Annotated in this window: 5 protein-coding genes; all 5 read left to right on the forward strand. The window is 42.6% G+C overall.

Features of this window, described 5'->3' with window-relative positions; translation table 11 throughout:
* Positions 1 to 8,001 (forward strand): non-ribosomal peptide synthetase (locus PN450_RS16360; RefSeq protein WP_271836947.1); only part of this gene is annotated, 8,001 nt, incomplete at its 5' end.
* Between the two features lie 164 nt (positions 8,002 to 8,165).
* Positions 8,166 to 12,413, forward strand: coding sequence for a non-ribosomal peptide synthetase (locus PN450_RS16365; protein ID WP_271836948.1), 4,248 nt, complete (start codon positions 8,166 to 8,168; stop codon positions 12,411 to 12,413).
* A gap of 54 nt (positions 12,414 to 12,467) precedes the next feature.
* The gene (locus PN450_RS16370) at positions 12,468 to 13,259 is read left to right on the forward strand and encodes a class I SAM-dependent methyltransferase (RefSeq protein WP_271836949.1); all 792 of its coding nucleotides are present in this window, start codon (positions 12,468 to 12,470) and stop codon (positions 13,257 to 13,259) included.
* Positions 13,260 to 13,294: 35 nt separating this feature from the next.
* Positions 13,295 to 14,032 carry an SDR family oxidoreductase gene (locus PN450_RS16375; RefSeq protein WP_015079722.1) on the forward strand — a complete coding sequence of 246 codons (738 nt, stop codon included), beginning with the start codon at positions 13,295 to 13,297 and terminating at the stop codon, positions 14,030 to 14,032.
* Positions 14,033 to 14,196: 164 nt separating this feature from the next.
* Positions 14,197 to 16,011, forward strand: a complete 1,815-nt coding sequence (locus tag PN450_RS16380; protein ID WP_271836950.1) for an ABC transporter ATP-binding protein/permease — start codon at positions 14,197 to 14,199, stop codon at positions 16,009 to 16,011.
* The last annotated feature ends 250 nt before the right edge of the window (positions 16,012 to 16,261 follow it).

The raw sequence follows: 16,261 nt of genomic DNA on the forward strand, positions 1-16,261 counted from the left end.
GAATTAACTCAAGGGTTAATGCAACTGAGTCAGCAACAAGATTGTACTCTGTTTATGACGCTGTTGGCAGCGTTTGATACCCTACTTTATCGCTACACAGGAACAGAAGACATTTTGGTAGGGACTCCAATTGCTAACCGCAATCACAGCGAAATAGAAGGGTTAATTGGCTTTTTTGTGAATACTTTAGTGATGCGGACTGATTTATCGGCAGATCCTAGTTTCTCATCATTACTGGGGCGTGTTCGGGAAATGGCGCTGTCCGCCTACGCTCATCAGGATTTGCCGTTTGAAATGCTGGTGGAAGCATTACAGCCCCAAAGAAACCTCAGCCATACACCCCTGTTCCAGGTGGCATTTGTGTTCCAGAATGCGCCTAACTCTCAAGTAGAACTGACTGGGTTAACTGTTAGTCCACTGGTTGTAGAAAGCACAACTGCCAAGTTTGATCTTACCTTAGCAATGGAGAACACAGGGACTGGACTGGTGGGAGTGTGGGAATATAACACTGATTTGTTTGATAGCAGCACCATCGAGCGGATGGCGAGTCATTTTGTGACACTACTTGAGGGAATTGTAGCGAATCCCTTTGAGCGAATTTCCCAATTACCTCTGTTGACAGCAGTTGAGCAGCAGCAGTTATTAATTGAGTGGAATGATACACAAGTAGACTATCCCCAAGATAAGTGTATCCATCAGTTATTTGAGGAGCAGTGTTTGAGGACACCCGATGCTGTGGCTGTGGTGTTTGAGAATCAACAACTTACATATCACGAGTTGAATTGTCGAGCTAATCAGTTAGCGCATTACTTGCAGTCTTTGGGTGTGGGTGCGGATGTACTGGTAGGGTTGTGTGTAGAGCGATCGCTAGAAATGATCGTGGGACTACTTGCAATTCTCAAAGCCGGGGGCGCTTATGTGCCACTTGACCCAGATTATCCCCAAGAGCGTTTGAACTTGATCTTAGAAGATGCTCAAGTTTCAGTCTTATTGATTCAACAACATCTAGTTGAGAAATTACAACAGCATCAGGCGCATATCGTCTGCTTAGATAGCGATGGGGAAAAAATTGCTCAAAACAGCAACTCAAATCCTCTCAATATCGCCACACCAAGTAACCTAGCTTATGTCATCTACACTTCGGGTTCTACAGGTAAGCCCAAGGGCGTTTTAGTCAACCACTCTCATGTAGTGCGTCTGTTTGCAGCCACAGACTCTTGGTATAACTTTAACTCTCAAGATGTGTGGACAATGTTCCACTCTTATGCATTTGATTTCTCTGTCTGGGAAGTTTGGGGTGCATTGCTATATGGTGGACGACTGGTAGTAGTGGGATATTTAGTAACGCGATCGCCCAAATCCTTCTATGAATTACTATGTCAAGAGAAAGTTACAATTCTCAATCAAACACCATCAGCTTTCCGTCAGTTGATTCCAGCAGAACAGTCAATTGCAACTGTTGGAGATTTGAACTTGCGCCTGGTAATTTTCGGAGGAGAGACTTTAGAACTCAATAGTTTGCAGCCTTGGTTTGACCGACACGGCGACCAGTCGCCCCAGTTAGTGAATATGTACGGGATTACAGAAACCACTGTACATGTAACTTATCGTCCATTGAGCAAAGCCGATTTGCATGGTAAAGCAAGTGTAATTGGTCGTCCGATTGGGGACTTACAGGTGTATGTGCTGGATGAACATTTACAGCCAGTGCCGATTGGGGTTGCGGGTGAGATGTACGTTGGTGGTGCTGGGGTGACTCGTGGCTATCTCAATCGCGCCGAACTGACAGCACAACGGTTTATCTCTAATCCCTTTAATGGCAACTCCGAGCAGCTACTATATAAATCCGGTGACTTAGCTCGTTATCTGCCGAATGGCGAATTGGAGTATTTAGGGCGAATTGACAATCAAGTAAAAATTCGTGGCTTCCGCATTGAGTTGGGCGAAATTGAAGCTGCGCTGTCCCAGCTAAGAGAAGTACGGGAAGTAGTGGTCGTAGCACGGTCAGACCAACCGGATAACAAACGCCTGGTAGCTTATGTTGTACCGCAACAGAAAAACCTCGAATCATCAAAGAAACCAGAAAAATTATCAACAGACAAAGTAGAGCTATGGCCATCTATAGCTGAATACTATGTCTATGACGACTTGCTGTATTACGCTATGACCAATGACCATCGACGTAACGATAGTTATAAAGTCGCTATTAATCAATTGGTCAAAGATAAAATAGTCGTTGAAATTGGCACAGGTAAAGATGCAATCTTATCCAGATTTTGTGTCCAAGGGGGTGCCAATAAAATTTATGCAATTGAAAGAAATGAGGAAACCTGCCGCCAAGCAAGAGCTTGTATTGAAAAGTTAGGTTTAGCAGACAAAATCACAGTCATTCATGGAGATGCAACTTTAGTTGATATCCCAGAACTCGCTGATGTCTGCGTTTCCGAAATCGTGGGAGCAATTGGTGGCTCTGAAGGAGCAGCAGTAATTATTAATAACGCGAGAAGATTTCTCAAGCCTGATGGTTTGATGATTCCTGAAAGAAGCATTACTAAGATGGCGGCTGTCACTCTCCCAGATGAAATATTACACAATCCTAAATTTGCTGAAATTCCGGCATATTACACCAAAAAAATCTTTGAGGAAGTCGGATATCCATTTGACTTAAGGGTATGTATTAAGAAATTTTCCCAAGCAAATGTTCTATCCACTGTGGATGTTTTGGAAGACTTGAACTTCAATGAATATATTAGCCCAGAATTTTCCCATGAAGTTCAATTGGAAATTCACAAAAATGGGCGAATGAATGGATTTTTGGTATGGCTGAATTTGCATACTATTGCCGGAGAAGAAATAGATATTCTCGAACATGAATATTGCTGGCTTCCTGTTTATTTACCATTATTTGAACCGGGGATTGAGGTTGAGTACGGTGATGTCATTCAAGCAGTTTGTTCCAGGACACTTTGCGAAAATAATCTCAACCCAGATTATGCAATTAAAGGTCGTCTGCTGAAAAAGAATGGAGAAAATATTAACTTTGAATATGTCTCCTATCACTATAAAAATAATTTCCGGCAAACACGTTTCTATCAACGATTATTTGCTGATTATGGCAATGTAAAAAATAATTACCCCGATAATTTAGCTCGATATTTGAGAGCTAATCTTAAGAAACTCTTGCCCGACTACATGATACCCTCCAGCTTTGTGGTGCTAGAGAACTTGCCCTTAACACCAAACGGCAAGATAGACCACCGTGCCCTGCCAAAACCAGAGCTAACTGTTCTAAGTGAAGCTGATTATGTCATGCCAAATACAGAAGCAGAAAAAATCATTGCTGCTATTTGGCAAAAAATACTACAAATAGAAAAGGTGGGTCTTGAGGATAATTTCTTTGAACTTGGAGGACATTCTCTACTAGCAACTCAGGTAATCTCTCGCTTGCAGGAAGCTTTTGGAATTTCGTTGCCGTTACGCTATATCTTTGAATCACCGACAGTTTCTCAGTTAAGTGAGGCGATTTTAAGTCAGCTAGAAACTGGTTCAGGTTTGACGGTGCCAGCCATCGCACCTGTTGACCGAGACAGAGACATACCTCTATCGTGGGCGCAGGAACGCCTGTGGTTTGTAAATCAGTTGGAAGGTGAAAGTAGTGCTTACACAATAGATTTCACCATGCGGCTGGTGGGGAATCTCAATGTCAAAGCTTTAGAGCAAGCTTTTGCGGCGATCGGGCAACGTCATGAACCGCTGCGGACTCAGTTTAAGATTAAGGATAATAAGCCGGTGCAGGCGATCGCACCCAGTATGACCATCACCCTACCAGTGGTGGATTTACAAAATCTCCAAGACCCCACCAAACAAGTAGAGGAACTGGCGACAGCAGAAGCCTGTAAACCCTTCGATTTGGCTAATGGTTCAGTGCTGCGAGTCAAGCTTTGGCAAGTTGCGCCCGACGAGTATGTATTGCTACTAGCAATTCATCATATTGCAGCTGATGGTTGGTCAATGGGCATTTTGATCGATGAACTCTCAGCCTATTACCGCAGCTTTTCAACGGGTAGTTCTGTTGAATTACCAGAATTATCCATACAGTATGCCGACTTCGCTGTCTGGCAGCGTCAGTGGCTGACAAATCAAGTATTAGAGCGTCAATTAAGCTACTGGAAGCAACAGTTAACAGGTGCGCCACCTCTATTAGAATTACCCACAGACCGCCCCCGCCCAGCTATACAAACTTTCCGAGGCGGTACAGAGCAACTGCAACTAGATAGCCAGCTAACCCAGCAGCTGAAAAAGCTCTCTCAAAAGTCTGGAAGCACTCTGTTTATGACACTGTTGGCGGGTTTTGTAGTGTTACTGTCTCGTTACAGTGGACAAACAGATTTGGTGGTTGGCTCACCGATCGCTAATCGCAATCGCCAAGAAATCGAACCATTAATTGGCTTTTTTGTCAATACATTGGCGCTAAGATTCGATCTTTCCCCAGAACCGAGCTTTGAAGCCTTACTAGCGCAGGTGCGAAAAGTTACTCAAAACGCCTACGAGCATCAGGATTTACCCTTTGAAATGTTAGTGGAAGAGTTGCAACTGGAGCGGAACTTGGATCGCAATCCCTTGACGCAGGTGGTATTTGCCCTCCAGAATGCGCCAACTGCGCCTTGGGATTTTCCTGGTGTCAGGGTGGAGGATATGGCTTCAGCACTGGACTCGGTTCGCGTTGACCTAGAAGTTTACTTGTGGGACGTACCAGAAGGTCTGGGAGGCTTTTGCTCGTATAACAGGGATTTGTTTGATGGGACAACTATTGCCCGGATGATGCAAAATTTTGTAACTTTATTAGGGGCAATTGCTGACAATCCCCAACAATCGGTGGCTTTACTACCCTTGCTAACAGAGGGAGATCGCCAACTATTAAGGGAATGGAATGATACCCAAACCGATGATCCCTACCACAAGTGTATTCATCAATTAGTAGAAAAACAGGCACAACAGACTCCCGATGCAGTCGCAGTAGTCTGTGGAAATCAACAACTGACCTATGCACAGTTGAACAATCGCGCTAATCAGTTAGCTCACTACCTGCGGTCTTTGGGGCTAAAAACCGAGCAGTTGGTGGGGATTTGTGTAGAGCGATCGCCCTTAATGCTCGTGGGAATTTTAGGAATTCTCAAAGCAGGCGGTGCTTACGTACCGCTTGACCCTGAGTATCCCCAAGAACGTCTGAGCTTGATGTTAGAGGACAGTCAAGTTTCGTTACTGCTGACCCAATGGACACTCATTGAAAAATTACCCCAACATCCAGCCAAACCTGTATTTTTAGATGAAATCTGGCAACAAATTGCCCAAAACAGTCAAGAAAATCTCACAGGAATCGTCACTGCTGCTAACTTAGCCAATGTAATTTATACTTCTGGGTCTACGGGTAAACCGAAAGGGGTAATGGTTGAGCATAAGGGATTATGCAACCTAGCTCAAGCTCAGATTCAGGCTTTTGGTTTGCATTCTGATAGTCGAATTCTCCAGTTTGCTTCCTTGAGTTTTGATGCTTGTATATCAGAAATTTTGATGTCCTTGGGATCGGGAGGGACACTTTATCTAGGAAGCAAAGATTCTCTAATGCCCGGTACGCCCTTAATTGAGCGATTACGAGATTATGCCATTACCCATATCACCCTACCACCATCGGCATTAGCTGTTCTGCATAAAGTCGAACTGACTACCCTGCAAACCATAATTGTCGCGGGAGAAGCCTGTGCGGTTGAACTTATCAAACAATGGTCAGCGGGGCGCAATTTCTTTAATGCTTATGGACCGACAGAAGGAAGCGTCTGTGCAACTGTGGCAAAATGCACCCCTTTCGACCCAAAAGTTACCATTGGTCGTCCCATTGCCAACGTCCAAGTTTACATTTTAGACTCCCAGTTACAGCCTGTACCGATTGGTGTACCAGGAGAATTACATATTGCTGGCGTTGGGGTAGCCAGAGGCTATCTCAACCGACCAGAATTAACCCAAGAGAAATTTATCTCCAATCCCTTTGGCCCATCAAAATTGTATAAAACCGGGGATTTAGCTCGTTATTTAGCGGATGGGACGATTGAATACCTGGGACGTATCGACAATCAAGTGAAGATTCGGGGTTTTCGCATAGAACTGGGTGAAATTGAAGCAGTTGCAAGCCAACATCCCTTAGTACAGGAAAGTGTCGTCATAGCAAGAGAAGACATCCCTGGTGATAAACGTCTGGTCGCTTATTTAGTTCCGGCTCTCCAGGGTCAAGTTTTACCAGAACAGTTGGCGCAATGGCAAGGCGAGTATGTTAGTGATTGGCAAAAACTCTATGAACAATCCTATAGCCAACAGCAAACCCCAACAGATGACCCCACCTTCAATATTAGTGGTTGGAACAGTAGTTATACTGGCAAAGCCATTCCCGATTCAGAAATGCGGGAGTGGGTTGAGAGTACGGTGAGCCGAATTTTGCTAGGGAAACCGCAGCGAGTGTTAGAAATTGGTTGCGGTAGTGGGTTATTGCTATTTCGCGTTGCTCCCCATTGTCAAGAATATTGGGGAGCCGATTATTCCTCAGCAACTATTCGCAATCTGGAGCGATTATGTGGGGAGATCCAGGGTCTAGAAAATGTCCGCCTGCTACACAAAACAGCAGATAACTTTGAAGGTATCCCCCAAGGAGTCTTTGATACGGTGGTTGTGAACTCAGTAGTACAGTATTTTCCCAGTGTGGACTATCTGTTACAGGTTTTAGAAGGGGCAATGACAGCGATCGCCTCTCAAGGTAAGATATTCGTGGGGGATGTCCGTAGTTTACCCTTGCTGTTGCCATACCATGCCGCCGTACAGTTAGCCCGCGCCGAGTCTGACAGAACCGTTGAACAATGGCAACAGCAGGTACATCAGACTGTGTCCGCCGAAGAAGAACTGCTCATTGATCCCAGATTTTTCATTGCTCTACAACAACGTTTTCCCCAGATTACTTGGGTAGAGATTCAACCTAAGCGCGGTCATGCTCAAAATGAGTTAACCCAATTCCGCTATGATGTCACTCTGCATCTAAATACTAATGTGGAGAAAAGGGCAGTTCCTTGGTTAAATTGGCAACTTGACCAACTTTCGTGGACACAATTACAAGATCAGCTCAAGTTGGTTCAGCCAGAATGGTTAGGAATCAGAGATGTACCTAATCAACGGCTACAACAGGCGCGGCAGGTTTTAGGCTGGTTGGAAAATCCTCCTGCCGCCTCTACGGTGGGAGAACTGCGACAACGGTTAGCCGCACAGCCAATGGTGGGGATCAATCCTGAGCAAATTTGGCAGATAGGAGAGGAGTTAGGCTACACAGTCCACCTCAGTTGGTGGGAAAGTAGTCAGGATGGTTGTTTTGATGTGGTATTGAGCCGTAACAGTTCAACGCCAGTTTCTGATATACAATCATACCCAAGTTTTTGGGAGCATGAGACAATTACAACTAAACCCTGGACTGACTATACGAACAATCCCCTGTATGGTAAGTTAGTCCAGAAGCTTGTGCCGCAAGTGCGGGAATTTATCCAACAAAAGCTACCCAATTACATGATTCCTCAAGCTTTTGTCCTGCTAAATGCTTTACCCTTAACTCCCAATGGTAAAGTAGATCGTCGCGCATTACCTACACCTGATACAGCTTCCAGAAATCTGGCAACGGGTTTTGTGTCACCTCGTACTCCTATTGAAGCTCAAATTGCACAAATCTGGAGTGAAGTTTTGGGATTGGAACGCATTGGGGTTAAGGATAATTTCTTTACTTTGGGAGGACATTCTCTATTAGCGACTCAGGTGATCTCTCGTTCCCGCGATATTTTCTCGGTGGAATTGTCCTTACAAAATTTGCTGGAGTATCCAACTATCGCCAATTTAGCCCAAATGATTGAGGTACTTGGGGTTAGTCAAATATCTATTACCGAAACCCCAGAAGATTACGAAGAGGGAGAATTATAGAAAAATTTCGGTTCTACCGCTCCCTTTATGATTTCTTGGAATAAATATGGCATAAACCCTTATCCTGGTTGGGCTTGAGGCTTTAATATGCTCAAAAATAGGCGATTCCTAGGTTTATAAAATTTAAACCTGATTAAACAACAGCTTTGGGAGGCAATTGGCAAGTGAAAGTAGTAGAGTTTTTATCTTATTTAAATAGTTTAGATATCAAAGTTTGGCTAGAGGAGCAGAAGCTACGATATCAGGCTCCCAAGGGAGTAATGACATCAGAAATTAAGCAAGCAATCGGGACTAGAAAATCTGAAATTCTGGACTTTTTAAAACAAGCAAAAACGCCGACGAATACTGCTGAATTAGCGATTATTCCTGTCTCACGGGATGAAGATTTACCCCTATCTTTTGCCCAACAGCGGCTCTGGTTTCTGCACCAGCTATCACCAGACAGCACTGCTTACAATCTGTTGGAGGCGTTGCGGCTAGAAGGTGCGCTAAATTTAGTGGCTCTGGAACAGAGTTTGACTGAACTGATTCGTCGTCACGAGATATTAAGAACTACTTTTCCCATGGTAGACGGAAAACCGGTCCAGCGAATTGCTCCGCCCTCAACAGTAACCTGGCAAATCGAGGATTTACAGGGGTTATCTACAGAAGAACAAACGGCGCAATTTCGACAGATGGCGATCGCTGCCGCATTAAAACCCTTCGATTTGGCAGGAGAACCCCTAGTACAGTTTACGTTACTGAAACTGAGTCCCTATTCGTATATACTGCTGTTGAAGATGCACCACATTATCTACGATGGTTGGTCATTGAGCATTTTCTTCGGTGAATTATCTCAGTTATATGAAGCTTTCACTCAAGGTTTACCCTCCCCTTTAGCTGAATTACCGATCCAGTACGCGGATTTTGCAGTTTGGCAACGTCAGTGGCTCACAGGTGAAGTCCTAGATCGCCAACTGAATTACTGGCGAGAACAATTAGCAGGGTTAACTCCCATCTTGGAACTGTCAACGGATTATCCCCGTCCCCCAGTTCAGACTTTTCAAGGTGGGGTTGAGTGTTTTCAACTGGATCGCCACCTGACGAAACGCCTCAAGCAGTTGAGCCAGGAGTCAGACGCTACGCTGTTTATGACCCTACTGGCAGCTTTTTTGGTCTTAATTTCTCGTTATAGTGGTCAGTTGGATCTGGTGGTTGGCTCCCCCATTGCCAACCGCAACAGCAAGAGTGTCGAGCCGCTCATGGGGTTTTTTGCTAATACCCTAGCATTCAGGGGTAATCTCTCTGGAAACCCCACCTTTCGAGAATTCCACGAGCAAGTGCGACAAACAACATTGTCCGCCTATGCTCACCAGGATTTACCCTTTGAAATGTTGGTGGAAAAGTTGCAGCTAGACCGCGATTTGAGTCGTAATCCCCTGGTACAGGTGCTGTTTTCTCTCCAGAATACCCCCCAATCTTCTAGCAATTTGTCAGGTTTAATTATCGAAAATATGCCCTTACCACTTGATGTCAGGGCCAGATTTGACTTGGAAGTGAACTACTGGGAAATTCCAGGAGGTCTGGAGGGTGTTTGGTGCTATAACTCTGATTTATTTGATGCAACCACAATTACTCGCATAGGGGAACATTTTCAAACTTTACTCCAAGCAATTGTGGCAAATCAAGAAATGCGAATTTCGGAATTACCACTGTTAAGTCCAGCCCAGCGTCATCAATTATTGGTGGAGTGGAATGATACACAAGTAGACTATCCCCATGATTTGTGCATTCATCAGTTGTTTGCGGAGCAGGTAGAGCGCAACCCGGATGCTGTGGCGGTGGTATTTGAAGAGCAACAACTTACATATCATGAATTAAATTGTCGAGCTAATCAGTTAGCGCATTACTTGCAGTCTTTGGGAGTGGGAGCAGATGTGTTAGTGGGTATTTGTGTGGAGCGCTCTTGGGAGATGATTGTGGGATTACTTGGTATTCTCAAGGCGGGTGGTGCTTATGTGCCCCTTGACCCTGAGTATCCAACTGAGCGGTTGCGCTTTATGTGGGCAGATGCTCAAGTTTCAGTCTTATTAACCCAACAGCATTTAGTTGAGAAATTACCTGAACATCAAGTGCCTGTCGTTTGCTTAGATACCGACTGGCTGGTGATCTGTGAATCTAGTCCGGAGAGTCCAATCACTGAGGTGCAACCTGGTAACTTAGCTTATGTGATTTATACCTCCGGTTCTACTGGCACACCCAAGGGAGTAGTCGTCAATCATCAGGCTGTAAATCGACTCGTCAAAAACACTAACTATGTACAGTTAACACCTGATGACTGCGTTGCTCAAGCGGCAAATATTGCTTTTGATGCCGCAACCTTTGAAATTTGGGGAGCATTGCTCAACGGAGCAAAGTTAGTGATGATCACTAAATCTGTCTTACTTTCCCCTCAAGAATTTGCTGCCAATATCCGCGATCGCGAAGTCAGCGTCTTATTTTTAACCACAGCTTTATTCAATCAGTTAGCTAGTTTTGTACCACAAGCATTTAGTTCTCTCAGATATCTACTATTTGGTGGTGAAGCGGTTGACCCCCAATGGGTGCAAGAAGTCTTAGAAAAAGGCGCTCCAAAACAACTGCTCCATGTCTATGGTCCTACAGAAAATACCACTTTTTCTTCTTGGTATTTGGTAGAGGAATTAACAACGATCGCCACAACAATCCCCATTGGTCGGGCAATTTCTAATACACAAATCTATTTGTTAGACCAAAACTTACAACCTGTACCGATTGGTGTACCAGGAGAGTTACACGTTGGTGGAGCAGGTTTAGCACGCGGCTATCTCAACCGACCAGAGTTAACCCAAGAGAAATTTATCCCCAACCCTTTTGATCATTCAAAATTATATAAAACCGGGGACTTGGCACGCTATTTACCTGATGGCAATATCGAATACTTGGGACGCATCGATCATCAAGTTAAAATTCGTGGCTTCCGCATTGAATTAGGCGAAATTGAAGCCGTACTTAGTCAACATGAGGATGTGCAAATATCTTGCGTCATTGTCCGCGAAGATACCCCAGGTGAGACTTGTACTGAGCGTAGCCGAAGTAAGCAGTTAGTCGCCTATATTGTGCCGCAAAAAGATGTCACACTCACAACTAGCGAACTGCGTCAGTTTCTTGGCAATAAACTACCTGGATATATGATACCAAATGCTTTTGTGATGTTGGACTCTTTACCACTTACTCCTAATGGTAAAATAGACCGCCACGCCTTGAAAGCACCTGCTCACACCAGTAACTCCGATAGATTTATCGAAGTGCGTAATCAATTGGAATTGAAACTGCTGCAAATCTGGTCAAATATTCTTAAAATTGACAAAATTGGGGTACAGGATAACTTTTTTGATTTGGGTGGTCATTCTCTTTTAGCTCCCTATTTAATGACTCAAATTAAGCAGCAGATTGGTAAAGATATTCCTGTAAAAGACCTGTTTCAAAACCCCACAATAGAACAGTTAGCAGCAATTATCCAAAAGGAATCCGATGATTCTTCTCCATCTTGTTTAGTAGCAATTCAGCCCAATGGTTCAAACTTACCTTTCTTCTGTGTTCCCGGTGCAGGGGGTAGACCTTTTTACTTCTATCACTTAGGACGTTGTTTAGGAGATGATCAACCGTTATACAGTTTTGAAAATAATCTGTATCAGGAATTAGGTGCGATTACTCATATTGAGGATATGGCTAGTATTTACATTGAAGCCATGCAAGCTGTTCAGCCACAGGGACCATACTTTTTAGGCGGACATTCTTATGGGGGGAATGTAGCTTTTGAAATGGCTCAACAGTTGCGTAACCAGGGACAGGCAGTTGCTTTGTTGGCAATAGTTGATTCTTCAGCACCAACCTATAAAGATAAACAAATGCTGATTGATTATATTAATTGGGATCATGCGAGGTGGTTAGTTGAAGTGAGCAAAGGCATAGAAGTTTATTTAGAAAAGAACGTAGATATTTCTTATGAAACTCTGCAATCTTTGACTGTAGATGAGCAACTAAAATATGTTTTACAGTATTTCAAAATGGCTAATATGCTGCCTCCAAATGCTGAAATTACCCAGTTGACAAATATCGTCCAAGCTTATAAAAATAGTTGTTTATGTCTAGTTGATTATGTACCAAAACAGCCTTATTCAGGTAAATTGACAATTCTCCGCGCTAATGAGGATCTACCAGAAGACCCTAATGGTTATTTAAATGCTGAGGTTTCACAGGATTTATCCTTGGGCTGGAGTGAGTTTTCTAGCGAGCCAGTTGATATTCATTTTGTCCTCGGAAACCATATCACAATTATGGTTGAACCCCATGTCCAGGTTTTAGCCGAAAAATTGAAAGCTTGTATTCAGCAAGCACAAGCAAACATCTAAATGATGAGTGGGGTTGATCACAATGAAAACCAATATAAACAAGTGTGAGTAAAAATGGATAAAAACGAATTTATCGGTATATTTGACAGTTTAATTTTAAATACCTCGACTAGAGATTACTATGGTCAAAAAGAGTTTTTCAATGTGGGTTATTGGCACTCAGATACTCAAAATCAGCATGAAGCCTGTTTTAATTTGATGGAAAAGCTGTTAGAATTTATGCCAAACAAGCAGGGAAATATCCTCGATGTTGGTTGCGGTTTGGGAGCAACTACCAGTCATCTCCTTAACTATTATTCCCCTGCGGATGTTGTGGGCATTAATATTTCCAGAAAACAAATCGAAAGAAGTATAGTTAATGCGCCAGGCTGCAAGTTTATTTGCATGGATGCTGTGCAGATGGAATTTGAGGATGATTTTTTTGATAACATCATCTGTGTGGAGGCTGCTTTTTACTTTAACACAAGAGAGAAGTTTCTGAAAGAGGCAATGCGAGTATTGAAGCCAGGGGGAAATCTGATCCTCGCCGATCTCATTTTCGACACTACAAAGTATTTTGGTGATTTGATTGTTCCTGAAAATATTGTCAAAGATAAAGATATTGAAGATTATAAACGTCTTTATCAACAAGCAGGATTTCAGCCAATAGAATTTGTGGAAGCGACAGAGGTATGCTGGAAAATACACTACCGAGATTTAAAATCTTCGATTATAGAGGAATTTAACACAGGAAAGATAGATGAAGAAACTTATAATTTCAATGTGGTTGCTATAGATGCTTTGCTAGATTCTTCATCTATAGATTATTTGTTGGTTTCAGTAAAGAAGCCAGTAAACTTAATGTGATATTTTGTTCTGTTTTTATTTGATGAGGTAAGACAATGTTTCAGTTGCTATCAGGCAAAAAAGTGGTGATTATTGGTATAAGCTCAGGGATTGATCTGGCGATCGCCAAAAAAATGGTAGAAATGGGGGCAAAAGTTGTACTTTCCCACTCATCTCAAGAGAAATTAAATGAGGCGATGGCGTTGATTTCTCTGGGAATTGAGGGTAAAACTGTTGATTTGTTGAATGAGGATGCAGTCAATGGTTTTTTTGAGCAGATCGGCAACTTCGATCATTTGATTGTAACGGCGATGGGAGACAGAAATATGCCGCGATCGCTTTTAGCAGAGATGACCACCCAAACGGCTCAAGGTGCGATGGATAAATTCTGGGGGACGTTCTTGGCTGTGCGTGGATCGTTGAAAAATATAGCGCCTGACGGCTCTATTACTCTCACATCCAGTGTCACTATCTTCAAATCTTCAAAAATGGGGGGGATTTCCGCTATCGCCGCAGCGAATGGTGCTGTTGCGGTGTTTGGGCGCTCACTGGCCTTAGAAATTGCACCGATTCGGGTCAACGTGATTGCGCCTGGACTGATAGAAGATACAAGTATCTGGAGCAGTCAAAGCGAATCTGAACGCTCAGACCTGACAAAATGGGCGATCGCCGCCTTACCTGTCGAGCATCTTGGTCAACCTGAAGAAATCGCGCAAGCAGTGTTAAGTGTAATTACTAATCCCTATCTCACAGGGGTGATTTTGCCTGTGGATGGTGGTGTAACTTTACTTTGAATTGTCAGAACCCAGCCCTAAAGGGACTGGGCTTGTAAGAGAAATCAAGCAAGCTGTACTGACCAGACCACCCTGAGCGGAGTCGAAGGGAGTCCAAGGGTAGCCGTTATTTGAATGATTAATTTTTCATATTCAGCATTCATAATTTATCTTATTTCTAAAATATGCCAACCCAAGTTGTTCAAGCTCAACCCATAACAAATGCTTTTTCAGATTTTACTCAATTTTTGGCAGGTGTAAAAGCGATTGCGGCACCTTATTGGTATCCAACAAAGCAAGGTGAAAGAGCATTCTCAGACGTGATTCGTTCATGGGGAATGCTGATTCTCCTGATATTACTAATAATCGCGCTTGTGGGTATGAATGCTTTTAGTAGTTTCGTTAATCGTTATTTGGTCGATACTCTGATTCAAGAAAAAGATTATTCTAAGTTCATTAACACCTTATCAGTCAATATTGTTGTACTTGTCTTTGTAACGCTCTTAGTAGGATTTTCTAAATTTGTCAGAAAACAAATTGCTCTTGATTGGTACAACTGGCTCAATTATCATATTTTAGATAAATATTTAAGCAATCGTGCTTATTATAAAATTAACTTTAAAGCAGATATTGATAACCCAGATCAGCGGTTATCCCAAGAAATTGAACCTGTTACCACTAAAGCTCTGAATTTTTCGGCTACTTTACTGGAAAAAGTCCTGGAAATGGGGACTTTTTTCATAATTATCTTGTCAATTTCCCCACAGATTGCGGTTATTTTGCTTGCTTATACAATTATAGGTAATTTTATTGCCATTTACTTAAATAAAGAATTGACTAAAATTAATCAAGAGGAACTTGTATTTAAAGCTGACTACAATTATTCCTTGACGCATGTTAGGAATCACGCTGAATCGATAGCTTTTTTTCAAGGAGAACCCCAAGAATTAAATATAATTGCGAAGCGATTTAATCATCTTTTCAAAAATACCCAACGCAAGATAGGTTGGGAGAGAGGGACAGACATTTTTAGCAGAGGATATCAATCTGTTATCCAAATATTCCCCTTTTTAGTACTTGCACCTTTATATATTAGAGGTGAAATTGATTTTGGACAACTGGGACAAGCCGCTTTAGCTTCTAATATGTTTGCTATTGCTTTGGGTGAATTAATCAGTGAATTTGGGACTTATGGACAATTTTCTAGTTACGTTAAGCGTTTAAATGAGTTTTCAAGTGCTTTAGAAGCAGTTACTAAAAAACCAGAGAATGTCAGTACCATTAAGACAGTAGAAGAAAACCATATCGCTTTTGATCATGTCACTTTACAAACACCCGACTATGAGCAGGTGATTGTTGAAGAATTATCACTTTCTGTCAAAGCAGGAGAAGGTTTATTAATTGTTGGACCTAGTGGTCGAGGTAAAAGTTCTCTGTTGAGAGCGATCGCTGGTTTGTGGAATGCGGGGACTGGTCGTCTGGTGAGACCACCCTTAGAAGAAGTCTTATTTTTGCCGCAACGTCCTTATATAATCTTAGGAACTTTGCGCGAACAGTTACTTTATCCTAGTACAAATCGTCAAATACCTGACGCAGAACTGAAAGATATTTTGCAACAAGTTAATCTGCAAAACTTACTAAGTCGAGTCGATAACTTCGATACAGAAGTTCCTTGGGAGAACATATTATCGCTGGGAGAACAACAACGCCTTGCATTTGCACGACTGTTAGTTACTCATCCTAGTTTCACTATATTAGATGAAGCAACGAGTGCTTTAGATTTGAAAAATGAAGGTAATTTATATCAACAATTACAAGAGAGAAAAACAACATTTATTAGTGTGGGACATCGGGAAAGTTTATTTAATTATCATCAATGGGTTCTGGAACTTTCACAAAATTCCAGTTGGCAACTTTTGACTGTACAGGATTATCGGCGACAAAAAACCACAGAAATTGCCACTACTAGTTCTTTGACCCTTATTAAGAATAATTCTTGAAAAGGCTCATACTACATTATAAAGTGCAACTTTAGTTTGTTATCTGTTCCTTGTTCCCTGTTCCCTTTTTTTGTAAGATTGAAGAGGATGTTGGAAAAGTTTATGGCTAAGAGGTTGTTTGAAAAGTATTATATCAAACCAGTAATCTCCAAAAACCTAACCCCCCTACCCCCCTTCCCTGCAAGGGAATGGGGGTTTTAAAGCCTCTCCCCTTGCAGGGGAGAGGTTTGGAGAGGGGTCAGTCTATACA

It is taken from the genome of Dolichospermum lemmermannii CS-548, from assembly GCF_028330815.1.
GTDB lineage: Bacteria > Cyanobacteriota > Cyanobacteriia > Cyanobacteriales > Nostocaceae > Dolichospermum > Dolichospermum lemmermannii.

Excerpts from the sequence above, each read along its gene's own strand:
- PN450_RS16370 (WP_271836949.1), top strand. The coding sequence starts at position 12,468 with ATGGATAAAAACGAATTTATCGGTATATTTGACAGTTTAATTTTAAAT.
- PN450_RS16375 (WP_015079722.1), top strand. The coding sequence starts at position 13,295 with ATGTTTCAGTTGCTATCAGGCAAAAAAGTGGTGATTATTGGTATAAGC.
- PN450_RS16380 (WP_271836950.1), top strand. The coding sequence starts at position 14,197 with ATGCCAACCCAAGTTGTTCAAGCTCAACCCATAACAAATGCTTTTTCA.